This window comes from Dyadobacter sp. CY347 (genome assembly GCF_021502655.1).
Lineage (GTDB): Bacteria > Bacteroidota > Bacteroidia > Cytophagales > Spirosomataceae > Dyadobacter.
The window spans coordinates 26,368-50,335 of the sequence record NZ_JAKFFT010000003.1 but is presented as its reverse complement, the minus strand read 5'-3'; the positions used below and the strand labels follow the sequence as shown (position 1 = coordinate 50,335).

The following is a 23,968-nucleotide window of genomic DNA, read 5'->3' as shown; positions in this document are numbered from 1 at the left end:
ACTGCCGGCAGATGCGATAAAGTTGGCCGAAGGGTTTCCGGCAACGGCCGTGAAGCCAGCAGTAGGAAACTCATAATCAATGTGATACTCCACTCCGGCTTGGCCTGACAGGACGAAATTTCCATTCGCATCGCTGATTGCATAGGAAACCGGAACAAAAGTCTGCGGAGGCCCTGGCATTACACGGGAAAGTTTCGCGATCGCACCAGCAATTTTTTGATCACTTGCATTCACAGTGATCGAACCGGTGATCAGGGCATCGTGGTTCGTATCGTGATTTGGTGAAGGCAATATCGGAAGCGTTTGCGAAACAGCCGTATCAATAGCGCCCACACTCAAGAGAGCGATCAGGGCACTAAATAGATGTGTTCGAGTATAATTTTTTTTCATGATTTTAATTATTTGTGGAGATTGATATTTATTTTTTTAATGCATGCATAATTACTTGGTGGCCCCATTAAACTATTGCTACACGGCAAAACTACACGGAATTTTTCTGGCGAAAGTCTGCGTTGAACAGATAAAAGATGATCTCGTCGTATATCAACAAGCGTTGTGAAATACTTCTACAATTGACAATAAAACAGTTCTAATTAATGGTCAGGTTAAGCGAAATGTTCCAAAAATTGCTTCCTGGTCATTTTCTTTCCTACGAACATAGCGTGGATGAATTGCGCGGGTATTCTCCGTAACTTTGTGTCACCGATATTTACTTAGAACTATCGGTATGAAATAACCTACCGCCACTTAATGAACAAATATCTTCACAAGGCAGGCCTTATTGTGGCTGCCAGCATTCCCTTGTTTGTGCTACCAGCCCGCATTTCCGAAGGTCAATTGAAAGATCCCGTGAATCTGATCGGCTCAGAAATAGTCATTTTTCTGATGTGCCTGACTTGCTGGTATGCGACCAACATGGTCCAACAGAAATACAGGGGCTGGCCAGGCTTGCTGTTGTCTGTTTTGTGCTGTTGTCTATTTTCCAATGTGTTCTACTTCACATTCAATCCCATTTTTAAAGATTTTCCGTTCAGAACAGCGCAGAATCCGATCGGGATAAAGATTTTAATGCTTTGCAGCCGGGGTATCCTTATTAGCATGATACTTATCCCTGCTGCTTATTTTTTGAAGCGCGACCGCGATGCGCGAAATCAGCGTAAAGAAAATGAGCGGCTCGCCATCGAGAAAGTAAAAATAGAAAACAGGCTTTTGGACCAGGCAGTAACCGAGCGCACAGAGGCTTTACAGCAAACCCTGAGCGCCCTGGAAGTGTCGCAGGAAATCCTTGAACATCAATTATACATTCAATCACGCCTTGTTGCATCCATAACCCATGACATCCGTGGGCCATTTAAGTTTTTGATTATTGTTTCAGAAGAAATTTACCGGCTGGCTCAGAACAAGGACTACGACCAAATCGGCAATTATACGTTGGAGCTCAGCAAATCACTGGAGACGATGTACGGATTCGTCAATAATATTTTGGAGTTCACCAAGCTGCCTGTTCACCAGAAATTGGACAGGTCCGAAAGCATAAACCTGGCGCAGCTTGTAAAAGATAAAGTCGAATTATTTGAAGGCATTATCAATACAAATGGTAACCAAGTCCATTTAGACATCGATCCATTCATTTCTGTGACCAGTAATTCAAACTTTTTGGGGATAGTTATTCATAACCTCCTTGACAATTCAAACAAAAATACCCGCGATGGTCTGATAAAAATTGCGGCCTATGCCGATCCGCTTGCGGTTAAGTTATCGCTCGAAAATTCCGGTTCCGTGTCACATGAGACATTGGAATGGGTAAATATGAAATCGCACAACACTTACCCCGAGCTCAGCAAGACAGAAACTTATGGTATTGGATTGATTCTTGTCAAAGAAATCACCTCATTGCTGGGTATCCAACTGCTGATGGAATCCACCGATAACATTACAAAAGTAACCCTCACCTTTCCCGAGAATGTTACTGAAACCAAACCAGAATTCATTAAGCAAATATGATGGTAAATATGTACATCATCAGATTGACCAAAAGAACGACCGCATACAAACCATTCGTCCGGCCCTTGTTCAATGAAAGCATTACCGTAAAAATGGAAAGACCGAGCAACACCATTGATTTAGCATCCAGGCCCAGTACAAGGGGCAGATCCATAATAGTGCAAACGATCACGACAGTAGGTATACTAAGGCCTATACTAGCCAATGCCGAACCCAGTGCAAGGTTGATGCTGGTCTGATATTGGTTCCGCCTGGCTGCGCGAATTGCGGCAATGCCTTCCGGTAAGAGGATCACCGAGGCAATGGCTACACCTACTAACGCTGTGGGCAGGCCTGCTGCTACAATCCATCCTTCAATGACGGGAGAGAGGTTTTTTGCCAATAATATAACGACTCCCAGACAAGCCAGTAAAAGCCCAAAACTAATACCAGCCTCCGCCGACGACACCGCTTTTTCTTCCCCGGTGGGCCCTGTCGCAAAATATCTGCGGTGCCTGATTGTTTGTGTAAACAGGAAAAAACCATAAATAACCACACAGCAAATGCCAATGGCAATGAGCTGGGGAGCGCTGTAAGAAGGGCCCGCTATACTTGTTGTGAAATTGGGCAGTACCAGCGTCAGCACCAGGATTGACACCAGGCTTACCAGAGCAATTGTAACGCTTTTTGTTTCAAATCCCTGTTCCTTATATTTTATTGCTCCTACCAACATGCTGATGCCCAGTATACCATTCAGGATCAACATCACGGCTGCAAACAGCGTATCCCGCGCATAAGTGTCGGCGCCCAGGCCTCCTGTCAACATAAGCGATACAATAATAGAGGCTTCCAGCAGGGTGACTGCAATTGCCAGTATGATAGTCCCATATGGCTCGCCCACTTTATGTGCTATCACCTCGGCATGGTGCACCGCCGAAAGTACACCACCAATGAGCGCAGCGATTGCTAACGCACTACCCAAAAAACCGCCATCATCTGGTGCCACCAAATAAAAGATCCAAGCAATCGCAGGTGCTATGTAAGTCCATTGAAATATTTTTTTCATAATAGAGTTGAGGTGAAATTTTATTAAAATCAAAAAGCCCACAAATTACCATTTGCGGGCTTTTTGATTTTAATACTTATGAAGATGCATTAAGTTAAAACCAGCACCTATATTATTAAAAGACAGATCGTTATATTCCCGCTAAACTCACGAGTCCTCAATGCGCCCCTTTCAAAGTTTAACTTCTTTTTGACCTTGTTAAAAGAAGGTAATACTGTAAAATTGACTAATGTGTAATGTACAAAGATAAAGGCATCCCGATAAACTCACAAGACAACCACAGATTTCGTTAGAAATTTTAAAGTTCCGCCCATAAAAAGTTCAAGATCATTACGCCATGATAAAGAACCTCATGCAGCCGTTTTTTCCAAACAGCTGGTAGCCAAAAATTTCGCCCGGATATATATAAGTGATATGTTGCGTAAATTAACCGGTCAGAACGCCCGGCAGCATATTCAGGAATATTTTATCCGAGATCTAATGTCAGAAAAAGCAACATCGAAACCTGTCTCCAATTTTGTAAAAATACAGGGAGCCAAAGAGAATAACCTGAAAAATGTTGATCTGGAAATTCCCCGGGATGCATTAGTGGTATTTACAGGTGTCTCGGGTTCTGGTAAGTCTTCACTTGCATTCGGGACATTGTATGCCGAAGCGCAGCGTCGTTATTTGGAGTCGGTCTCTCCGTACGCGAGGCGACTTTTTAATCAAATGTCCATTCCGCAGGTCGATAGTATCGATGGCCTTCCTCCGGCTATCGCCTTGCAGCAGCAGCGGGGAGCCACAAGCACGCGTTCCTCTGTAGGCAGCGTCACAACGATTTCAAATCTGATCAGGATGCTTTATTCGAGGGCGGGAGATTATCCGGCCGGGCAGTCCATCGTATACGCGGAATCGTTTTCACCCAACACCCCGGAAGGCGCCTGTCCGGAATGCCATGGCCTGGGGGTTGTATATGAAGTGACAGAGCATTCTATGGTGCCCGATGATTCACTCTCGATCAGGGAAAAAGCCATCGCGGCCTGGCCCACAGCCTGGCAAGGGCAGAACCTGCGGGAAATATTGATGACGCTTGGTTACAATGTGGACATTCCATGGCGCGACCTGCCGAAGAAAGACAGGGATTGGATCTTGTTTACGGAGGAGCAGCCGGTTGTTCCGGTTTACTCCGGACTTAATATGGCGCAAGTTCAACAAGCCCTGGCGCGGAAAATGGAACCCAGCTATATGGGCACCTTTACCGGAGTAAAGCGATATGTAATGCAAACATTTGCGAATTCGCAGAGCCAGGCGATGAAAAAGCGCGTGTCAAAATTTATGCTGAGCGCGCAATGTCCAGTCTGCCATGGAAAGCGCCTGCGACCTGAGCCATTATCTGTAAAATTTGCCGGGATGGACATTGCAGAGTTTTATCAGCTCAATATCAAGTATTTAGGTGACATTATTTCTTCATCCCTAAAATCCAAAAGTGCTAACCCAGACCAGGAACATCCCGAAAAGGCATTGGTTATTCAACGTATAGGTCACGATCTTTTGTCCCGCCTGGACGTACTTATCGATCTGGGGCTTGGGTATCTGACCCTTGAAAGAAGCACCCCCACCCTTTCGCCGGGAGAATTGCAACGCCTGCGGCTGGGAACTCAGATACACTCCAATCTTTTTGGCGTCGTTTACGTACTTGACGAGCCATCGGCAGGTCTTCATCCCGCCGACACACAGTCATTGCTCCGGGCCCTGGACCGTTTAAAAGCAGCTGGAAATTCGCTTTTTGTAGTCGAACACGAGGTCGAAATCATCCGCCATGCTGATTGGGTTGTCGATGTAGGGCCAGGCGCGGGTGAAAAGGGCGGCGAAATACTTTACAGCGGTCCGTTACAGGGATTGGAAAAGATTCCCAAGTCCGTTACAAGGCGATATTTATTCAATGTAGACCAAAGTCAAATGCCTGCAAGAGAGGCGAAAGGATATTTGCGATTAAGGGATGTAAGCCGAAATAATTTGAAGCATGTGGATGCCGACTTTCCATTAGGCGTACTGACCAGCGTTACCGGCATATCGGGATCGGGGAAAAGCAGTCTGGTCAGTCAGGCGCTTGTAGAGCTTGTTTTGGAGAAATTAGGACAGCAAATACCGGGCACCGATGATCAGGAAGACAATCTTCTTCAAGCAGAAAACCCAAAAACAACGACCGGGTATATTTCGGAAGGCATAAGTCAGATTCGCAGGCTAATACCAGTAGATCAGAAACCCATCGGACGCACGCCCCGTTCAAACCTGGCAACTTACACGGGCCTTTTTGATCATGTCCGTAAATTGTTTGCAAATACCAAAATGGCAAAGAGTCGAAAATATGATGCGGGTCGTTTTTCTTTTAATGTCGCAAAAGGACGCTGCCCGAACTGCGAAGGCGAAGGCTTTGTAATGGTCGAGCTTTTGTTTCTGCCCAGTGTATATACGCCCTGCCCGGCTTGTCATGGAAGTCGTTACAATGAGAAGACGCTGGAAATTACATACAATGAAAAAAACATTGCCCAGGTGCTTGCCATGACGGTGGATGAGGCATTTGAGTTTTTTGAGTCTGAACCGCAGATTAATCGGGCACTGGATGTTGTTCGTCAGGTTGGTCTGGGATATCTCCGGCTCGGGCAACCGGCTACCGAGCTTTCAGGTGGCGAGGCGCAGCGCATAAAGCTGGCCACCGAATTGCAACGGGCCCAGCATGGCAATACATTATATATTCTTGATGAGCCGACGACCGGACTGCATCCTTCCGATGTCGACAATTTACTTGTCCAGCTCAATAAGCTGGTTGATCAGGGAAATACGGTCATTGTCATCGAACACGATATGCACGTTGTCGCCAACAGCGATTGGGTGATCGACGTTGGGCCAGGTGCCGGAGATGAAGGCGGTAAAATCGTAGTTTGTGGTTCGGCAGCAACTGTCGCCGGTGAACCAGCAAGTCAAACTGGAAAATATCTCAACCTGAAATAACATTGATGAAACAACTCCCAACAGCCGTGTAACATACATGGTAATGCGTGTAAGATATCCGGACAGTTAACAGGAGATTTATATAAATTGCTTTTTTAAACGAAACACCCATTCCCCATGGCACATGCTACCACCAATCCAAAGATCCACGAAGGACGCAACTTAAAGCGATTCCGCGAGATGCTTTCGATCAAACAAGATTATCTTGCCTTCGAGCTCGGCGAAGACTGGAACCAACAAAAGGTCTCCCTACTCGAACAAAAAGAAAAGATCGACTCGGATATTTTGGAGCAGGTTGCGGCAATTTTGAAAATCCCTGTCGAAGCGATTCGGAATTTTGATGAGGAGAAAGCGGTGAATATCATTTCAAATACATTCCAAGATAGTTCCTTCGTAAATGTCGGTAATACCCCAACATTTAACATCAGCCCAATTGAGGAAATTAGGAAGCTGCATGATGAAAAAATGGAACTCTATGAGCGGATGTTGAGGGAGAAGGATGAGATGATGGGGAGGTTGGAGCGGTTGATTGGAAATAGATAGTAAATCATATCCAGTATGAATTAAAACATCACACTATGAACGAGTTTGACATTCCTGCAACGTCTTTAATAAAAGACGTAAGGCATATCTTACAGCTCGCCAGGCAAAAAGCTTACAGTGCGGTAAATAGCGAAATGGTAATTGCCTATTGGCAGATGGGGAGGAGAATTGTAGAGGAAGAACAACATGGAGAACAAAAGGCCGCTTATGGCGAAGCGATTTTAAAAACGTTGTCCATCTCGCTAACAACTGAATTTGGCAAGGGTTTTTCCTATGCTAACATTCGAAATTTCAGACAATTTTATCTTACCTATCCTGACGAGGAGATTTGCTACGCAGTGTGTAGCAAATTGTCTTGGAGCCATAACCGGCTGATTATGCGGATAGAAAGCCCCGATACAAGATCTTATTATCTTAAAGAATGTGCACATCAAATGTGGAGTACTCGGACGTTGGAGCGTAATATCAATTCCCATTATTATCAGCGTTTACTTTCCTCTCAAACCAAGCAAGACATTTCTATTCCTGATCAAGAGTCCGATAAGATTCAAGCCAACGATTTTATTAAAGATCCATATGTTTTCGAATTCCTAAATATCCCTGAACCAATAAATGCATTAGAGCAAGACATTGAAAAAGCCTTAATCGGAAACTTGCAGCATTTTTTACTCGAATTAGGAAAAGGCTTTTCCTTTGTCGGACGACAAAGGAATTCCATCCGCGATCTGAAAAACATATGGGCAGATATTCTGTAAATAGTCATCTCATCCTAACCCCAATTAATCCACTCCCGAAACCTCCTCAATCTATTCGCAATTTAACCACATCATGGAATCTCTCTCCCTAACCAAACCACAACTAAGAAAAATTATCCTGGAAGCTGCCGGACTTGCTCGTAGGGCGCAGTTTGGGACTGGGATTGAGGCTGTTTATCGGGTTATTGATCATTTGGGGTTTGTGCAACTTGATACGAATTATGTTGTGGAGCGGGCGCATCATCACGTGATGGCTGCCCGAATTCCGGATTACAGGACGGAATGGCTGGCTGAACTTTGCGAGGATGGAACCGTTTTTGAGTATTTTACTTCGGACTCCGGTTATCTTCCCATGCATGATTTCCGCTTCACGTTGCCGGTCAAAAAAGCATTCAAAGCGCAGCGTCAACCACTTACCCAGGCAGAGACAAAGCTGATGCAACAGATTATGGACCGGGCCGAACGCGAGGAATCGCTCATGGTGGGTGATTTTGACAATGACCGCGTGGAAGCAAGCTCGGGCTGGTGGGACTGGCGTCCTGCAAAGGTTGCACTGGAAAGACTATACTTTGCGGGCGACCTGATGGTCAGCCGAACCAGCGCCTTCCAGAAAGTGTACGGGCTTCCTGTGAACCTGGTGCCTTCGGAAACGGATCTGACGATGCCTACGGATGAGGAATATGCACGTTTCGTCATCCGCCGGACGCTCGGGGCGCTGGGTGTTGCCTATACCAAAGAAATCGCATGGCGCGCGCGATATGTAAGAGGGAATATGGTCAAAAAGGAGTTGGAAAAAATGGCCCGGGCGGGCGAGTTGAAAACGGTTACCGTCGAAGGTTTAAAAGGACCGCTTTTTATGCTTCCCGATCAGAAGGTTGACATAGACTTATCCGATGAGGTTTTTATCCTTTCACCATTTGATATTCTGAATGTGTTCCGTCACCGGTTGAAAGATTTCTTTGATTTTGATTACCAGATCGAGTGTTTTGTGCCGGCACCCAAACGAAAGTATGGCTACTTTTCATTGCCGATCCTAGCCGGGGATAAATTTATTGCAAGAATGGACGCGAAGGCAGACCGAAAAGCAAAAGTGCTGATTGTCCATAACATTCATTTCGAGCCTGTTGATATCAGCGAAAATACAATCGAAAAGTTGATCCAAGCGCTGAATGCATTCGTCAGGTTTAATCAATGTGACGAAATCGTTTTTAAGAAATCCAACAACGAGGCCTATCTGGAAACGATCAGGTCATCGATGTGTTAGGCAAAAAAACAGGGACAAAATTGATTTTTCGCCCCTGCTTGATTGTCAATAATTAGGATTCTGCTCCATATTCGGGTTGGCTAGTAGTTCATTTTGCGGGATTGGCCAGAGGTAATCGCGGCCCGGATTATAAGATCGTTCCTCTACGCGTACTGCCACACCCGTTTCCGGATTGGTAGCGCCGAAAACCTGACCGTTCATGACCTCATTCACAATGCCCCACCTGCGGATATCATAGTAGCGCTGTCCCTCGAAAGCCAGTTCCGCCTGCCGCTCACGACGGATCAGCTCCCGAAGCTTCGCCTGTGAATTGTAAACTTTTACATCCACATTCGGCATTTTTGACCGGTTTCGCACCATATTGATATTTTTCAATACTTCCGGGTTACTCCATTCGCCCAGCTCGATCATCGCTTCCGCATAATTAAGCAGCACTTCTGCATAGCGAATGATCATGAAATCGAGTGTGCCCCCTCTTGGCTGGCGGTCGCGCGGATCCAGGTATTTTTTGATCCAGTAGCCTGTCGCCGTAGACTTTTCCAGCCCAATCCGGTCGGGGTTACTGGGCGATGCATTAAACGGATCGACGGTGTAGGTGTTATCAACGAACTTTTCACCCGAAAACAATACCGAGGCAAGCAGCCTGGGATCGCGGTTGTTCCGATGGTTTGGGTTTTTCCGGTAAGCTGCCAGAGAATCTGGCCCCAACTCAAAAATCGTTTTTCCCTGCTTCGTTTCCCAGTTGTCGACCACCGTGCTGGTAGGCGAAGTGTACGTTTCGCCACCAATCCCGAAAGGTGCAAAACGCGTCCATGCCACAGCAGCACCACTCGGACGTATCATAATGCGCTCATTATTAAGCATTCCGGAATAGGTAAATAATTCTGCAAGATTATTGGCTCCGGACGTTTTGCTGGTATACAACTCGTAAATCCGCTTGTCGATGACCTTTTGGGAAGCATCACGTGCAAGCGCGAAATCCTTTTTGTATAGCGCCAGCCGGGATATCAGTGTCCAGCAGGCTGCACTGTTTACCCGCCAGAATTCATCGTTGGTGTAAGTATCGGGCAGGTTTTGCGCACATTCGGTGAGTTCGGAAATGATAAAGTTATAAACCTCTTCCTCGGAATTCCGGCTCACGTTATTCTCATTAGGCGTCAGCGACTTGGTCACAATTGGGATTCCTCCAAAAAACTGAAACAATTCCATGTGATAGTAGGCGCGCAATGCACGGGCCTCATATTTCATGCGGGTTTTAAGCGCTTCGTCCATAAAGCATTTGTCGACGTGTTCCAGGAAGCGGCTTGCCTGGCGCGTGCCCGAAAAGTCGGAACTCCAAAACCAAAGTGATGTACTCCAATTGCTGTTGTGCACGCCGCGGGTAAATTCCTCGTAGGCGCCAATGTAATCTGCCCGGTGCACAGCCTCGTCGCTCAGACCGGAGATGATCATTATATTACTGGTATTCAATGGCATATCCCGACCATTGGTCCCGCCTGGCAGTGCGTCGTATACAATTCTCAAAGCATCGCGGGCGTGCGTTTCGGTTTCCCAGAATTTGTCGTCGGTGATGCCGGTCGGGTGGTTTTGGGTTAAAAAGTCTTCACACCCCGTAAAAACAGTTAGCATCAAAACGGTAATTGTTATTTGAAATAGCTTTTTCATCGTTGCAGCCACTAAAATTTGACATTAATACCAACTGTGTACACTTTCATGATCCCGTAGGTCCACTGGTTTCCGAGACTTTCAGGATCCATTAATTTCATCGGGGTAAATACAAAAGGATTCTGTGCGTTCACATACAGCCTCGCCCCCATTGCACCTACTTTCCTGACGGCATTAACCGGCAGATTGTACCCCAGCTGAATGTATTTCACACGGCAATACGCTCCGTTCTGGATCCAGAAATCGGACGAGAGTTTATTATTCGCAGGTGTATTGGAAAGTCTTGGAAACCGCGCACCGGTTCGTTCCGGCGTCCAGTAACGATCTGCGTAGTAAGTAGTTGGCACGCCTCCGTCGGCTGTCTGATCCAGCGGGTAAGCCAGCATACCCGTCAATCGCTGGTCGCTTTGTCCGGTTCCCTGTATCAGCAGTTCGATGTCAAACTTTTTGTGCGCCAGGCGAACATTGGTAAAGTAGTTGACCATCGGGACAGGGTTACCGATTGCCTCCTGGTCCTGCGCGTCGATCTGTCCGTTTCCATTCAGATCAAGGTAGCGGATATCACCCGGCTTGGCCCCTACCACCGCCGGAACAAGTGCAGTTCCACTTGATTCAAAATCACTTTGCTGCAACAGTCCGCCGGTGCGGTAGCCGTATATGCTGCCGATTGGCTTACCCTCCTGGTTGATACTCGTACTCGTCAGATAAGGTCCGTTTTGCAGTTCCAAAATGCGGTTCTGGTTGTAAGAGATCCCCGGCTTCACCGAGAGGTTCCAGTTTTTGCCCAACTCCTTAAAATAATTGAGAGATAACTCCCATCCCCGGTTCCTTACCTTTCCTGCATTGATAGGCACATTACCCATTCCCCCTACATAGGAAACCTGTGGTTGCAGGATAATGTCCTTGGTCACTTTATCATAATAGTCAAATATCAGTTCAAAGCTGTTGTTGAAAAGCCCGACGTCAATTCCGACATCAAAAAGCCCTACGGTTTCCCAGGTAATATCGGGGTTACCCCAAATGTTCTCATACCCGTTTGTCCCTTCTACCAATGTCTGGAACCTGTATAGTCCGATATTTTCATTTCCCAGCAAACCATAGGAAGCGCGCAGTTTCAGGTTATTAATGCCGCGCACATTTTTCAAAAATTCCTCCTGGTGCATATTCCATCCTACCGCTGCAGAAGGAAAGAAACCCCACTGATGTCCCGGCCCGAATTTGGAAGAACCGTCCATTCGCGCGGTCGCTTCCAGCAAATATTTGTCCTTGAATGAATAGTTGAGTTTGGTATAACCCGACACCATCGTATTCACATCCCAGTAACCCGAATTATTCTTTTCTGTTGAAAAACCACCGAATGCATATAGGCGGTGATCATTTTTGGTGAAAGTATAATCCGCATTGGCAGCCATGTACATGTAGGTGCCGCGCGCAAAAGTGGCTCCGCGCTGCACGCCCCAGCTCTGCACCAACTGGTTTGTACCGTAATCAAAGAAATTGTAAGCGTCCGCCACGGTCCGCTCCTGATCGCTGTTCAGGCGAAAACTGAACTGCCCTTTCAGGTTAAAATCCGGAAAAACCTCCCATTTGGGCTGGATATTAATCAAAGCCTGCCCACTTTCGAAATCCCGGTAACCGCCTTTTTCAGCGTACGCAAGCGGGTTCACAATGTCCGCATACCTGCCATACATAGTGCGCCCGTTCTTTTCCGGGTATTTGGGTAAAATGGTAGGAGGCACCCGATACACATCTTCCAGCATCCGGTTGCCCTGGTTGGCATCCGGACGTGTATTGTTACGCGTATTTCTTTTTATGGCTAATAGATCGACGTCGAAAACAAAGCTTTTATTTACCGTGATGGAAGTATTCGCCCGGATGTTGAAGCGGTCCATTTTGCTGAGCGGGATCATTCCATCCTGATAAAGATAGTTGGCTGTTACCGCAAATCTCGCGAGGTTATTGCCCCCATCAAGTGAAATGGAGTGGCTGGTGATTGGTGAGTTCTCCCGCACGATCAGGTCTACCCAATCCGTATTCGGGTACATGATCGGGTCTGATCCATCCGCTGTTTTCTGAATGACCTCATCCGTGTAGAAAGGCTGGTTACCCGAGTTGACGCGCGCTTCATTGTACATCCGCATATACTGCGGCGCATCCACGAGCTTCTGTAAATATGTGGGCGATTGCGAACCGACATAACCATCATAAGTCACCGAAATTTTACCGGGCGTACCGCGCCTTGTCGTGACCAGGATCACACCGTTGGCCGCCCTGGCACCATACATGGCTGATGCAGCCGCATCTTTCAAAACCGTCACGCTTTCCACGGTTACAGGATCAATGTGGTTCATATCCATCGGAATACCGTCAACCAGAATAAGCGGGTTGGAATTGCCCAGCGTACTGATACCCCGAATCTTGATCGCCGCCGCATCGCCGCCCGGCATACCCGAGCTTTGCTGCACCTGTAAGCCGGTAACGCCGCCTTGCAGCGATTGCGACAAGGTTGTGATCGGCTTTCCGCTGATCTGCGAAGCAACATTCATTGTTGCGATCGAACCCGCAATGTGCTTTTTCTTTTGCTCCGTCTGCCCTACTACCACCGCTTCATCCAGGCTCGCGATTTCTTCCTGTAAGGCGATGATCAAGTTTGAATTCGCTGATTTGGCAACATACTCCATGCTTTTATGACCCACCATCGTGAATACGAGAACCGCATCACGCGGCACATCGAGCGCAAAATATCCGTTTTCGTCCGTCGACGCGCCTTCGTTCGTTCCTTTAATCGCGATCGTTACGCCGGGGAGCTCGCGCGGCGGTTCGTGCGTATCGAACACTTTTCCCTTGATCGTGATTTCATTGGGTATAAGACGGGTCGTTTTCAGCGTTTCTTTCCCTGCTTCTGTCTTGGAAGGAATCGTAGGGAATTCCTGTTTGTGTTCTTCCGGCTGCCCCGGAACGAGTGCTTCGGGCCTCATAAACTCGCGGGTCCTTTTCTGGTCCAGCAATACATAAGTCCCCTTTTTCACCTTCCTGAACTGAATACCAGTCGATTCGAGCAAGGCTTTCAGGTTGGTTTCAAATGACGAGCCCGAGCGTATCGCATTGCCCGGCACTAGTACTTCGGGCAGGATTTTTTCTTCAAATAAAAGGTCAACCTGGTATTTCGCTTTCAGCAAAAGCAGCATTTCTTTGAGCTTCATGGCGCGTTGCGGCTCCGCGCGCTGCTGAACGGGCTGACTTTTGAGCTTCGCAAGCAGCTGGCCGGAAACGAGCGTGGGTAAAGCACTGATTGCAAGCAATAGGAATAGCCGTCGGACTGATAATAGTCGTTTCTGCATAATCAGTTGGTTAGGTTTAGGAAGTAAAAGAAAAAATTAAGGGATAGGATTAATCAGGAATTGCTTTCTGGTCTTGACGATCTCAAAACCGTACATGACCGACATATTGGTCAATAATTCTTCGGCACTCTCGGCAGGAAATGAACCAGTTGCAGTTCTGACCGCGAGCCCTTTATCAGCGATATGCACGTCCACACCGAAAACTTCGCGGATCTTCCGGGCCACAGCGCTCAGCGGTGTATTATCAAAAACAAAACGATGTTCTTTCCAGGCCATTTCAGCGGCCAGCTCTTTTTCCGACAGCATTTCGACTTTGATCGCGCCACTTTTCACGATCGTCGCGCGTTCCCCAGGCTGCATGGTATGCGGTTCTTCGGCGGCCGTGGAAGACAATCTTACTATTCCTTTGTTCAAAACCACGTTGGTGAGCTGCTCTCGGGTATAAACGGTAAACTCCGTTCCAAGGACGGTGATCAGTGAGTTGTCCATGGTGTGAACCTGAAACAACTGGTGATCCGGTAAGTGCTTGATCGCAAATTCCGCTTCGCCTTCCAGGAATACGTTCCGGTCGGAAACGCCAAAAGTCCAGCGCGGAACCCGCAGAACAGAGTTTGCATTGAGCGTAACCCTGCTTCCGTCCGAAAGGGTTATTTCTTTCATTTTCCCAAAATCGGCACTGTAGCGCTGGTAGCGGATCTGATCCCTATTGATAAAAACTGCGAAAGAAACCAATGCAAGCAAGACAGCCGCGGCAATGTAACGGTAACGGTTAAACGTATTTTTATGCCCATAAACAGGCATGGTTGGAAGCAGCTTTCGAGGCTGATTCATATGATGGTTAAAACGCGCCAGCGGCTCCCCCATCTCGGGATCGTATGCCGGGAATGTCATCTCCCACTCGGCCAGCCAGGCATAAAATTGCTCCTGGTTCGTATCCGTCTGGAGCCACTCTTCGATCAGCTTTTTTTGAAGCACCGAAGTGCGGCCGGCGAAATGTTCAAATAGTAAAGGTTTGCTTATCAATGGCATAATCGACTTTAATAGCTTATTTGAGATTTTGACAGAACGGAATAATGAATAGCAGGACCGACTCCACCCAATAGTGCCGCAGCCCGTGCCTGATCACATTCAGCGCCTTTGAGATATGTGCTTCCACGGTTCGGGTGGACAGGTTCAGTTCCATAGCAATTTCCTTACCTGCTTTGCCTTCAAACCGGTTCATTACAAAAACCTTCTGACATTGTGGTGGAAGTCCCTGAACGAGGGTGTTCACCTGCTGGTAAAGCTCTTCGTATTGCATCATTTTTTCGGGTAAATGCGAGACAAGCGGATCATTCTCTACGGTGGCGTCGAGCGGGAGTGTCTTGTTCTGCTCCTTTTGTAAATAATTGAAACAACGGTTTCTTACCGACCGGAAAAGGTAAGCGCCGTAAGACACATTCACGGCGCGGTGAATCTGGTTGTCCCAGAAATTACAGAAAATGTCGGCTACGATATCTTCGGCAATGTCTTTGGAATACACAAACCGCACTGCATGGCTGCACATCGGCTTATAATATCGCTGAAAAAGCAGCTCACAGCCCTTTTGTACGTCGGTTTCAAAAGTTCGACGGATAAAAAACTCTGTATCCGCCAAACCATTCAGTCCCTCGTCCGGCGTAGCTTCCGCTCCTGCTGCCTTCAAGGCGCGCTCTTCCCCTCCATTATCAGAAGAATCCAGACTGGTGATCCCGATCATATGTAACCCTGTTTTGCTTTCCAAGGTATGACAGATCAGCGGTTAAACTTACCTAGTGGTTTTGAAAAAAAATTTTGTGATACGGCTTCCAGCGCACGGTGTGCTGATTTGTGAGATTTACAAATGGGATTTACAGCGCTGAGAAAGGTCAGGAAAATCAATAGGACAAATCAAACCAAAGCGTTATTTTTGATTTAAAACTCAGGAACATGCAGCAATCATCACGATCTATCCGGCCATTTATTGGGTGCCGGAATTTTGAACTATCCCGGAATTTCTATCGCGATCTGGGTTTTGAGGAAGTCGTAATCTCACCGGATATGTCGCTATTCCGAACAGACAATGTTGGTTTTTACCTGCAAGATGCTTTTGTGCAGGATTGGATCGATAACACAATGATTTTCCTCGAAGTACACAATGTACAAGAGACGTGGGACAATCTTGTGTCGCTCAATCTTGCGGACAAATACAATGGTGTGCGCCTCACGCCCATTCGCGTTGAGCATTGGGGCCGCGAATGCTTCGTTCACGATCCTTCCGGCGTTTTATGGCATTTCGGAGAATTCTTTAATAGCTGATCACCTATCTGACCTATGATCAGACACCGATTACACATGGCACACACTACCTTTAATCCACTCGTCACCTTTCCTACCATCGTTCCGAGTTTGTAATGATGAATGGCTTGGGCAAGATCAGCTGACTTCATGCTGCCAACTTTTTTACGCATCATCACTTCGTAGGCAGTGCAAACCGTGAATCGTAACTAACATCAATCCAGCCCCATTTATTCAACGGTACAATTTTGACCGGAATGATCGATATATTGTTTCGCTAACGGCCTCAATAGCAAATCATTGCCTCTAACCAATGTCATCCCGTCTTCATATGAAAGTTATCGTTCAATCAGCGTTCATTGTCCTTTTCGGATTTATTTCATCCTGTACCTCAAAGCAGAAGAAAGACATTGACAATAAGCAATTGCTTGGTGCAGGATTTGGCATCAGCGGGGCAACATTAGTAGTTCAAAAGTTAGACAGCGCCCGAAAGTATTATTCCGACGTGCTTGGATTTGACATGCCCAAGGCTGAAAACGTTGAACCAGGCCTTTATAAAGGCACACTCGCTGCTGTGGTTAATTTACCGGATCAATCGTACCTGGAACTTCTGGCGGTAAACGATACGGGCAAGGTAGCAGTTGAGGATTCATTCATTACATCTTTCCGAAAGCACAACCAGGGCATACGGTTATACTCGCTGTCTACTTCCTCAACCGACACATCATTCCGCTGGCTTGCCGCGAAGGAAATGAAAACAGATTCCATTAAGTCTGGCCGTTACTCAACAAGGAAAGCAAAAGGATGGAGCTTTGACGATGGGGGCGCGCAATGGCGCAGTGTAGATTTTGATACGACTAACCCACCGCCTTACCTTCCAAATTTCATCGAATATGTGGGGTTTCCATACCAGGAACTGGAAGATGAAGGATGGAATCCGGTTCTGTGGCGTCGATATTACAAACCCAATCCGAATGGTGTGGTAGGAATATCTTCCCTGCTGATCGTGGTAAGCGACCTGAATGCTGCCCGTAAAGAATTCAATAAAATTGGTTTTACAGAACTCGAAGTTAACGACACACTTGCCCGTTTTAAAGTGGCACATAAGCAGGAGCTACATTTGAGGGCGCCCAAATCTTCCGGCGACGAATTCAGCAGATTCCTGAAACAACGGGGACAGGGCGTATATGCCGTGCGCTTAGAAGTAAAGAACCTAAAAAATACCCAAGATTTCCTTAAAAAGAAGTTGCCAGTCAAAGCCTTGCAAGCCGATACAGCCAGCAAACGGTTGACTGTATTAAAGGAATATGCTTTTGGTGTCCAGCTTGACTTCATTCAAGAGTCGAAAATGCAGGCAACATTGGCTAAAACATACGATTTTAAAGAAGACACTAAGCTTAACAGTATTTCATCGCAGCATGCTTCCCGTATTTATGCAAAATACTGTGCCCTCTGCCATGGCAAAGACCGCGAAGGTTATGCGGCAGATAATGCGCCTTCCTTACGCTCGCATGCACTAATGGCAACTACGCAAAAGCCAAAATCAAGCTATAATTACTTGGAGCACACCATTTCCTATGGGCGAGCAGGAACTGCCATGGCGCCATATGCAAAGAGCCAGGGCGGCCCGCTTAATCCGGCGGAAATAGAATTATTGCTAAAATGGCTCCATGAGAAAAGTGGTGTCAAGAAGGCGATAGAAATGTCGGCAGAGCCGGTAAGTGGCAATGTTGCATTAGGAAAAGGATTGTATGTAAAACACTGTGCATCGTGCCATGGCGCAAAAGGCGAAGGAATAAAAGCACCAGCTTTGGGACATCCGATGTTACTGGCCACGGCAAGCGACGCCTTCTTACGATACACCATAACAGAAGGCCGTGACCACACGCCTATGCCGGCATTTAAAGACAGCCTGAGCAAAATTGAAATAAATGCGCTTACGGCCTATCTCAGAAGCAGGGCATCTGGCTGGAATGCGCCGGAAGCAGTTTCAATAAAAGAACCATTGCCAAAAGATTATGTATTGAATCCAACAAAGAAGGCACCAAAGTTTGCGCTGAAAGAGAACTTGTATGTCGCTGCCAGTCAGGTTGAAAAAGCATTAAAACAAAATTCAAGAATGATTATTCTGGACGCGCGTTCAAAGGCAGCATGGCATCAGACGCATATCCCGGGATCCGTGCCTGTGCCTTACTATGAAGAACCTGATAAATTCATCAAGGATATACCTAATGACAGCACCATGATTGTTGTTTATTGTGCCTGCCCCCATGCGGCATCGATGAAAGTAGTAAACACACTCAGGCGTTTTGGCTATAAACACACTGCCATCCTCGATGAAGGAATCCTGGTGTGGGCACAACGTGGTTATCCTGTAGAATTTGGTCAGGCTAATAACAACAAGCAATAGCGTATATAGCATATCGTAATTTAAACGGCAGGCTATATACGCTTTCAACTGCATTATTAAATCATAAATTCATACCGCCGGTCAGCTCAATCCGCTGGCCATTGACCCACTTGGCGTCCTCGCTGCACAGGAATGCTACCACTCCACCGACGTCGTCTGGCAAACCTACACGTCCCAATGCAGTTGCGCCCGCTACATGCGCACGGATTTGCGGTGTATCCTCCATTGCTCCACCTCCAAAAATTGCCCCGGGCGCAACAACATTTGCGGTAATGCCACGCTGGCCCAGTTCAAGTGCCAGAAATCTGGTATACACATCGACTCCGCCCTTCATCATTCCGTAAGCAGAAACGCCCTGAAAGCTCACGCGGGATACAGCGGAGGAAATGTTAATGATACGTCCCCCGTCTTGAAGATGGTCAAGCGATTTTTGGGTAAGAAAATAGACTCCTTTGAGATGAATGTTAAACATTTCATCGAATTGCGCCTCAGTGGTTTCCCAGACGGGTGCCGTAAGGCTGGTTCCCGCATTGTTAATCAGGAAATCAAAACGATCTGTGCCGAATACCGTTTTTAATGCCGAGTTGACTTTTAGAAAAAAATCTTCAAAGCCGCCTGAATTGGCCGTATTGAGCTGTAAGGCTACGGCCTTTCTTCCAAGAGATGTAATCGCGTCCACGGTTTTTTCTGCCTCAGCCACATTGCTGTTGTATGTAAGCAAGACATCGATTCCCTTTTGTGCAAGTTTTATTGCAATTTCTCTACCAATTCCACGGCTTCCGCCGGTTACCAAAGCGATTTTTTGAGTTGTCATCAGATTATATTTGTACGGATTAAAAACTGTACAAAAGTCCGTCAAATGACCAGGTGCTGGTTAGTGAGAGCCAATCAATTTTATGTATAATTCAAACTTTTAGTCTGACTACGAAATGCTCCGGGAGATAAGGAGGTTTCATTTTTAAAGAATTTGGCAAAATGCGAAAAATCTGAAAAGCCAAGACTATCAGCTATCTCGGCAATACTCCAATCCGTAAGCCTTAACAGTGCCCGCGCTTCCTGAAGGATTCTGCCGGCAATGAGTTCGGTCGTTGTTAGACCCGTGGTATCCTTTAGTATTTTGTTTAAATGGTTGATGTGCACTGCAAGGTGATCAGCATACTGTTTGGCTGTGCGCAGCGCTACCTTTTGCTGCGGGCTCTCCAAAGGAAACTGTCTTTCCAGCAGCTCTAAAAACAAGGATGTAGTTCGGGCCGAAGCGCTGTGATTGGGATGAAGCATCACGGTAGATTGTAGCTTCTGGCCAATGTGGATCAATTCGAGCGTATAAGCGCGAAGCAGGTCATATTTATAGGCATAGTTCGAGCTTATTTCAGCCTCCATATTGTCAAATATGCCTTGCACCCGGGAAATGTCCGAATCCGAAAGTGCATACACAGGATGCTCAGGAGATTTAAAAATGGGTAATTCGTCCAATGTCACGCCGCTCATTGCAGGATGAAAAAATTCAGCTGTAAACACGCAGAATTGTCCGGTTTGCCTGCCTATGGGCGACCAGTAATAGGGACTTTTGGGTGTAGTGAAAATCAATGTTGGCCTTGTGATTTCAACCGTGCCGTCCGGATACTCAGCCAGCGAATTACCGGTGAGAAAGCTTATTTTATAATATGCGCGTGAAGCGCAGGACATTGTCCTTTTTTCCCGCGCTTCCTGCACAATATCGGTCAAATTGAAGACATTGAAATGTCCAACTTCCTGTTGTATGCCTTCCGGCAACAGCGCACTCAGATCCACCGACGAGCCGCTGGAAAGGTGGTAACAAAGATCTTCAAAAGAGCGCTTAGACATGACTAAGTTTTTGTAAAATACAAAGGTAGCAATAATTAAGTAAAGCCTGAGAACAATAGAAGTATACTAAGGAAGTGATGAAGTGAAAGATACGCGTAACCGCCAATAATCAAGATCCGTTTTCTTTTTAATTCCATGTTATTTTTTAAAAACCAGTTCAATTCAATTACGTCACTTTACAATCAATAGCAGCGTTATTAAAATTCTGATAAGTATTTCATATAGGATCTTACACCCAATTCGATATGGCTATCAGAAACATTGAATTCCATACCGTAAAAAGCGAATGCCGGTTGGTAATCCGCTTTGACATATTCAAAACTCAGCTCGAATGGCCGTGTGAGTTCGTTGAGCGGATATTTATATATCCCTGCGTTACTCAACTCCTCCTTTTCCACTCCCAATGATATGGCCAGTGCTATTTTTTTTCCTTTCATGCAGTATCCACTTTTACTACCATACGCCCAGCCGTGTGTCATAACCTGGTCGAACCATTTTTTTAGCAATGATGGAATATTAAACCAGTAGTAGGGAAATTGAAATATAATCTTATCGTATTGCTCAACTAGGCGCTGTTCAGCCTGGACATCTATCTTTTCGTCTGGATATGCATCGTACAACTGGTGAACAGTGTACTCTTCTGGAAATTTAAGCAGCTCCTCCATCCACCTTTTATTGATGGTAGACTCGCCTATGGTGGGATGCGTAATAATGATTAAAGTCTTCATAGTAATATCAATAATAATCTACACAAAGGTAGCATGCACTACATCGAAGTCGTATATTACCCACCGATTGTTAGGTACTATAAAAAATGTAAGTAATGAGTGAGATCAAGCAGACATCGACAAATTTTTCCAATAAGAGTGCATTAAGTGACGAATGCCCAGAGGCTTATGCTTCAACTATTATTGGCGGACAGTGGACACTGGTCATCTGCTCCTGGTTATTGGGCGGTAAGCTTCGGTTTGGGGAACTGAAAAAGAAGTTGCCAAACATTACCGAACGTATGTTGACCTTACAACTCCGTAAGCTCGAAGAAAATATGATAGTTAGAAGAACCGTTTATGCAGAAGTGCCACCCCGCGTCGAATATGAATTAACTCAAATAGGATATGACTTGAAACCCATCATCAAAGAGCTGGAAAATTGGGGGGATCGTCATAAAAAATTAACTGGTCAATAATCCAGGGTATCCCATATATATGTAAATGTCAGGATTCCGAAATTAAACAGATCATCTTGCCCGATGCTTACGCCAGGCAGTTTTTAATTGGCTAAATCCCCTTAATTTTGCCCGTCCATCTGCATAAATAAGAAACTTTCCTCAGAATCAACAGGCTGAACTTAGTAATTACTAGTAAACAAATAGTAGAGAACGGTATAAATTGCACCTGAATCCAAAGGGTTATGTTTCAAGCTATATCCTTGCACACGCCTAGGGCTAACATATTTGTTCAGAAACGAGCATAATGAGCCATTTTCGAAATCAGAGCTGACAGCTCTATCAAGTACGAAAAATTCAGCCTGCTGCTTGGCTAGGGCATAGTCCATTTCTTTGAAGCCTTTCTGAGGGCTAAATATACGGATTTCATCACTGCTTCATCAGTAGGAAATGCCAGCTTCTTTTTTATTTACTTCCTAATTTTCTCATTTTGGTTTTCTATGAGATGCGTCGTATAAATGATTTGTCTGATCTTTAATGGAAAATCAAAGAAGTGGGAAAGATATCAGGATACAGGGCGGGGCAAATACGATCTAGCAATTTTCGAGGCAAATATGTGTTTGTCGATTTCTGGGCAAGTTGGTGTGGTCCTTGCCGTGCAGAGCATCCCGAGCTGACCAAAGTATTTGACAAGTACAAAGATCAAAATTTCACAATAATGGGTATTTCCCTGGATCAATTAAAAAGCAGGGAAACATGGCTGAAAGCAATAGCAAAGGATAAATTAGTATGGACTCAACTTACAGACCTTAAAGGTTGTGCGAATGCCGCATTTGCATAAATGTAAAGTAAGCTTTACATTTACTTTTATTTAACTCCAAATTACTATGAAGCTTTTATTACCGCATCGGTTCAAAAAAGTAGGGGTTGTTACCGCTCCCGCCGGCATCCTAATCTGGCTCTGTTTACAAAAGGGGCTTTTTAACGAGCTGTTTTCTCATGTTTTTGATAGCAATGGTACCGCATATGCAGTAGTGGCTATTCTATCGTTTTTTTCCTTTCTAGGCGGCCTCTACTTTATAACTTTTTCAAAGGAGAAGATCGAAGATGAGATGGTTCAAAGGGTAAGATTGGATAGTTTTCAGTTCGCAGCACTTGCACAAATCGTATGCATGATCTTTGGATTTTTGTCGATGCTGCTTTTAGGAGAACCAGAGGATGATGGAGGGTTATTGCTTTTCTTTCTGACTACCATAACCCTTTTCTGGCTTTGTTTTATAGTTAGGTTTAACTACATTCTTCACGTCAGATTTAGATAATGAAAAATTATCTAAGGATTGAACGAAACCATAAAGGACTCACTCAGATAGAATTAGCTGAACTGGTGAATGTCTCGAGGCAGTCCATAATTTCTATCGAAAGCAACCGCTATATGCCATCCATACTCCTATCCCTTAAAATAGCGAAGGCACTGGGGAAGAGGGTGGAAGATTTGTTTGAATTGGAAGAATCAGATTGAAAATTTAAGGTTACTTACCCTTACTGAATGTCATTGGCAAACCGTGTCTAAAAGGGATACAAGCTAAGTATTCCTTATTACTGTTAGTAGTCAAGCGCTTCCGGATCTGGCGGCTTGACCACGTTCAATTAACCTCCCAAAAGTGAACAATTGCGGTACCACGGCTGTGATTATTAGAAATAAATCTCTGAATTCAACGATGAGCGAGCACATAAAACTGAACATTACACCGTTCCTGGTAGTCTCCAATGCTTCCGGCGCAGCCGCTTTCTACGAAGCGGCATTTGGTGCAACGATATTGGAAAAATATACCAATGATGGTAGAACAAATGCGAGAATTGGAATAGGAAATGCGGACATCTTGATTGGGGATGAGGAACCGGAATTTGACAATCTTAGTCCAGCAACAATAGGAGGATCGCCTGTTCGAATGATTTTGACAACTTCGGATCCAGACACAATATTCGTCAATGCATTGACGGCCGGAGCTACCCAAATTTGTCCAGTCACGGTTGAAGAAGATTGGAAAATTGGAAAGCTCAAAGATCCGTTTGGGCACATTTGGGAAATTGGATATCCTCTTCATTAAAAAAGCGAATGGCAGATAAACCGTCTTACCTGGATTTCAATAATCAAGCTTACGAGTGGAAGCCTGATATCGATTACAAAAAACGCCCGGAACTTTATCGGGTTGGGAAAGGTGAACAAGGTGTTTTGATATGTGAACCATACAAATCCGAAATTGGACAATATTGGCGATTCAAAACAAAGGCAATTGCTGAGGAAAGCAGCAACAAAATTTATGAACTGTTTTTGGCTTATCTGAAACTAGACGACTTTGTGGGAGCAGATATAGCCCGCAAGTATTTGCAAATGGGGTTTACTAGGGCGCGGCGTTATGCCAATTATAAGGGGGGAAAGAAATACGATAAAGACAACGATTATGCACTTCTTGAAAAAGGAACTGGACAACAAGAGAAGGCGGAAGCTGCTGCAGTATTTTATGAAAAATGGAAACAGGCAGAAAGCAATGAACAGTATGCGCAAATGAAAAAGGAATGGAAAAGCAAATTAGGCTGATCCAAAATTTGAATATTGCAACATATCAATACGATTTTGTCGC

At 45.6% G+C, this 23,968-nt stretch carries 21 protein-coding genes; 13 read left to right on the top strand and 8 right to left on the bottom strand.

The window, feature by feature from the left end; genetic code table 11:
• Positions 1 to 750 precede the first annotated feature (750 nt).
• The gene (locus L0659_RS08065) at positions 751 to 2,004 is read left to right on the top strand and encodes a HAMP domain-containing sensor histidine kinase (protein WP_235125316.1); all 1,254 of its coding nucleotides are present in this window, start codon (positions 751 to 753) and stop codon (positions 2,002 to 2,004) included.
• Here the strand turns inward: L0659_RS08065 and L0659_RS08060 are convergent.
• Positions 1,991 to 3,049 carry a calcium:proton antiporter gene (locus L0659_RS08060; RefSeq protein ID WP_235125315.1) on the bottom strand — a complete coding sequence of 353 codons (1,059 nt, stop codon included), beginning with the start codon at positions 3,047 to 3,049 and terminating at the stop codon, positions 1,991 to 1,993. The two genes, L0659_RS08065 and L0659_RS08060, sit on opposite strands and share 14 nt — an antisense overlap.
• Before the next feature lie 480 nt (positions 3,050 to 3,529).
• Here L0659_RS08060 and uvrA point away from each other — a divergent pair, with 480 nt between their 5' ends.
• The 4 genes from uvrA to L0659_RS08040 all read left to right on the top strand — a co-directional run bounded on the left by uvrA (position 3,530) and on the right by L0659_RS08040 (position 8,605).
• Positions 3,530 to 6,043 carry an excinuclease ABC subunit UvrA gene (uvrA, locus tag L0659_RS08055; protein WP_235125314.1) on the top strand — a complete coding sequence of 838 codons (2,514 nt, stop codon included), beginning with the start codon at positions 3,530 to 3,532 and terminating at the stop codon, positions 6,041 to 6,043.
• 117 nt (positions 6,044 to 6,160) lie between these two features.
• Entirely contained in the window at positions 6,161 to 6,586 is a 426-nt protein-coding gene (locus L0659_RS08050) for a helix-turn-helix transcriptional regulator (protein WP_235125313.1), read from the top strand.
• A 35-nt stretch (positions 6,587 to 6,621) separates the two neighbouring features.
• Entirely contained in the window at positions 6,622 to 7,341 is a 720-nt protein-coding gene (locus tag L0659_RS08045) for a PDDEXK nuclease domain-containing protein (RefSeq protein WP_235125312.1), read from the top strand.
• A 73-nt stretch (positions 7,342 to 7,414) separates the two neighbouring features.
• On the top strand, positions 7,415 to 8,605 hold the full coding sequence (locus tag L0659_RS08040; protein WP_235125311.1) for a winged helix-turn-helix domain-containing protein: 1,191 nt from the start codon (positions 7,415 to 7,417) through the stop codon (positions 8,603 to 8,605).
• Positions 8,606 to 8,650: 45 nt separating this feature from the next.
• On the opposite strand, the gene L0659_RS08035 is transcribed toward L0659_RS08040, so the two are convergent.
• Genes L0659_RS08035 through L0659_RS08020 form a run of 4 tightly spaced genes read right to left on the bottom strand, consistent with a single transcriptional unit; the run spans position 8,651 to position 15,373 of the window.
• Positions 8,651 to 10,234: a RagB/SusD family nutrient uptake outer membrane protein gene (locus L0659_RS08035; RefSeq protein WP_235125310.1), complete on the bottom strand. Its 1,584-nt coding sequence runs from the start codon at positions 10,232 to 10,234 to the stop codon at positions 8,651 to 8,653.
• 47 nt (positions 10,235 to 10,281) lie between these two features.
• Positions 10,282 to 13,611, bottom strand: a complete 3,330-nt coding sequence (locus L0659_RS08030) for a TonB-dependent receptor (protein WP_235125309.1) — start codon at positions 13,609 to 13,611, stop codon at positions 10,282 to 10,284.
• Between the two features lie 36 nt (positions 13,612 to 13,647).
• Positions 13,648 to 14,640: a FecR family protein gene (locus L0659_RS08025; RefSeq protein WP_235125308.1), complete on the bottom strand. Its 993-nt coding sequence runs from the start codon at positions 14,638 to 14,640 to the stop codon at positions 13,648 to 13,650.
• Positions 14,641 to 14,656: 16 nt separating this feature from the next.
• Entirely contained in the window at positions 14,657 to 15,373 is a 717-nt protein-coding gene (locus L0659_RS08020; RefSeq protein ID WP_235125307.1) for an RNA polymerase sigma-70 factor, read from the bottom strand.
• Positions 15,374 to 15,558: 185 nt separating this feature from the next.
• On the opposite strand from L0659_RS08020, the gene L0659_RS08015 reads away from it, so the two are divergent.
• Both L0659_RS08015 and L0659_RS08010 read left to right on the top strand, forming a co-directional pair.
• Positions 15,559 to 15,927 (top strand): glyoxalase, encoded by a 369-nt coding sequence (locus tag L0659_RS08015; RefSeq protein WP_235125306.1) that lies wholly within the window; start codon positions 15,559 to 15,561, stop codon positions 15,925 to 15,927.
• A 310-nt stretch (positions 15,928 to 16,237) separates the two neighbouring features.
• On the top strand, positions 16,238 to 18,316 hold the full coding sequence (locus L0659_RS08010) for a c-type cytochrome (RefSeq protein ID WP_235125304.1): 2,079 nt from the start codon (positions 16,238 to 16,240) through the stop codon (positions 18,314 to 18,316).
• A gap of 61 nt (positions 18,317 to 18,377) precedes the next feature.
• Here the strand turns inward: L0659_RS08010 and L0659_RS08005 are convergent, their stop codons facing one another.
• The 3 genes from L0659_RS08005 to L0659_RS07995 all read right to left on the bottom strand — a co-directional run bounded on the left by L0659_RS08005 (position 18,378) and on the right by L0659_RS07995 (position 20,889).
• On the bottom strand, positions 18,378 to 19,130 hold the full coding sequence (locus L0659_RS08005) for an SDR family NAD(P)-dependent oxidoreductase (RefSeq protein ID WP_235125302.1): 753 nt from the start codon (positions 19,128 to 19,130) through the stop codon (positions 18,378 to 18,380).
• 80 nt (positions 19,131 to 19,210) lie between these two features.
• Positions 19,211 to 20,161, bottom strand: coding sequence for an AraC family transcriptional regulator (locus tag L0659_RS08000; RefSeq protein ID WP_235125301.1), 951 nt, complete (start codon positions 20,159 to 20,161; stop codon positions 19,211 to 19,213).
• Between the two features lie 197 nt (positions 20,162 to 20,358).
• Positions 20,359 to 20,889, bottom strand: a complete 531-nt coding sequence (locus tag L0659_RS07995) for an NAD(P)H-dependent oxidoreductase (RefSeq protein ID WP_235125300.1) — start codon at positions 20,887 to 20,889, stop codon at positions 20,359 to 20,361.
• A gap of 95 nt (positions 20,890 to 20,984) precedes the next feature.
• Between L0659_RS07995 and L0659_RS07990 the strand changes: the two genes are divergently transcribed.
• The 6 genes from L0659_RS07990 (at position 20,985) to L0659_RS07965 (ending at position 23,925) form a co-directional block, all read left to right on the top strand.
• On the top strand, positions 20,985 to 21,347 hold the full coding sequence (locus L0659_RS07990; RefSeq protein WP_235125299.1) for a helix-turn-helix domain-containing protein: 363 nt from the start codon (positions 20,985 to 20,987) through the stop codon (positions 21,345 to 21,347).
• Positions 21,348 to 21,879: 532 nt separating this feature from the next.
• Positions 21,880 to 22,167 carry a TlpA disulfide reductase family protein gene (locus L0659_RS07985; RefSeq protein ID WP_235125298.1) on the top strand — a complete coding sequence of 96 codons (288 nt, stop codon included), beginning with the start codon at positions 21,880 to 21,882 and terminating at the stop codon, positions 22,165 to 22,167.
• Between the two features lie 46 nt (positions 22,168 to 22,213).
• Entirely contained in the window at positions 22,214 to 22,645 is a 432-nt protein-coding gene (locus L0659_RS07980) for a hypothetical protein (RefSeq protein WP_235125297.1), read from the top strand.
• On the top strand, positions 22,645 to 22,845 hold the full coding sequence (locus L0659_RS07975) for a helix-turn-helix transcriptional regulator (RefSeq protein ID WP_235125296.1): 201 nt from the start codon (positions 22,645 to 22,647) through the stop codon (positions 22,843 to 22,845). The genes L0659_RS07980 and L0659_RS07975 overlap by 1 nt, the downstream gene beginning before the upstream one ends.
• Before the next feature lie 199 nt (positions 22,846 to 23,044).
• On the top strand, positions 23,045 to 23,434 hold the full coding sequence (locus L0659_RS07970; RefSeq protein WP_235125295.1) for a VOC family protein: 390 nt from the start codon (positions 23,045 to 23,047) through the stop codon (positions 23,432 to 23,434).
• 8 nt (positions 23,435 to 23,442) lie between these two features.
• The gene (locus tag L0659_RS07965; protein WP_235125341.1) at positions 23,443 to 23,925 is read left to right on the top strand and encodes a DUF4385 domain-containing protein; all 483 of its coding nucleotides are present in this window, start codon (positions 23,443 to 23,445) and stop codon (positions 23,923 to 23,925) included.
• Positions 23,926 to 23,968 lie beyond the last annotated feature (43 nt).

What these genes read in the sequence shown, in the direction of transcription:
- L0659_RS08025 (WP_235125308.1), bottom strand. Translation starts at nt 14,640, where the DNA reads ATGCCATTGATAAGCAAACCTTTACTATTTGAACATTTCGCCGGCCGC.
- L0659_RS08065 (WP_235125316.1), top strand. Translation starts at nt 751, where the DNA reads ATGAACAAATATCTTCACAAGGCAGGCCTTATTGTGGCTGCCAGCATT.
- L0659_RS08005 (WP_235125302.1), bottom strand. Translation starts at nt 19,130, where the DNA reads ATGACAACTCAAAAAATCGCTTTGGTAACCGGCGGAAGCCGTGGAATT.
- L0659_RS08060 (WP_235125315.1), bottom strand. Translation starts at nt 3,049, where the DNA reads ATGAAAAAAATATTTCAATGGACTTACATAGCACCTGCGATTGCTTGG.
- L0659_RS07995 (WP_235125300.1), bottom strand. Translation starts at nt 20,889, where the DNA reads ATGAAGACTTTAATCATTATTACGCATCCCACCATAGGCGAGTCTACC.
- L0659_RS07980 (WP_235125297.1), top strand. Translation starts at nt 22,214, where the DNA reads ATGAAGCTTTTATTACCGCATCGGTTCAAAAAAGTAGGGGTTGTTACC.
- uvrA (WP_235125314.1), top strand. Translation starts at nt 3,530, where the DNA reads ATGTCAGAAAAAGCAACATCGAAACCTGTCTCCAATTTTGTAAAAATA.
- L0659_RS08040 (WP_235125311.1), top strand. Translation starts at nt 7,415, where the DNA reads ATGGAATCTCTCTCCCTAACCAAACCACAACTAAGAAAAATTATCCTG.
- L0659_RS08050 (WP_235125313.1), top strand. Translation starts at nt 6,161, where the DNA reads ATGGCACATGCTACCACCAATCCAAAGATCCACGAAGGACGCAACTTA.
- L0659_RS08035 (WP_235125310.1), bottom strand. Translation starts at nt 10,234, where the DNA reads ATGCTAACTGTTTTTACGGGGTGTGAAGACTTTTTAACCCAAAACCAC.
- L0659_RS07975 (WP_235125296.1), top strand. Translation starts at nt 22,645, where the DNA reads ATGAAAAATTATCTAAGGATTGAACGAAACCATAAAGGACTCACTCAG.
- L0659_RS08045 (WP_235125312.1), top strand. Translation starts at nt 6,622, where the DNA reads ATGAACGAGTTTGACATTCCTGCAACGTCTTTAATAAAAGACGTAAGG.
- L0659_RS07965 (WP_235125341.1), top strand. Translation starts at nt 23,443, where the DNA reads ATGGCAGATAAACCGTCTTACCTGGATTTCAATAATCAAGCTTACGAG.
- L0659_RS07970 (WP_235125295.1), top strand. Translation starts at nt 23,045, where the DNA reads ATGAGCGAGCACATAAAACTGAACATTACACCGTTCCTGGTAGTCTCC.
- L0659_RS08015 (WP_235125306.1), top strand. Translation starts at nt 15,559, where the DNA reads ATGCAGCAATCATCACGATCTATCCGGCCATTTATTGGGTGCCGGAAT.
- L0659_RS08000 (WP_235125301.1), bottom strand. Translation starts at nt 20,161, where the DNA reads ATGTCTAAGCGCTCTTTTGAAGATCTTTGTTACCACCTTTCCAGCGGC.
- L0659_RS07990 (WP_235125299.1), top strand. Translation starts at nt 20,985, where the DNA reads ATGAGTGAGATCAAGCAGACATCGACAAATTTTTCCAATAAGAGTGCA.
- L0659_RS08030 (WP_235125309.1), bottom strand. Translation starts at nt 13,611, where the DNA reads ATGCAGAAACGACTATTATCAGTCCGACGGCTATTCCTATTGCTTGCA.
- L0659_RS08010 (WP_235125304.1), top strand. Translation starts at nt 16,238, where the DNA reads ATGAAAGTTATCGTTCAATCAGCGTTCATTGTCCTTTTCGGATTTATT.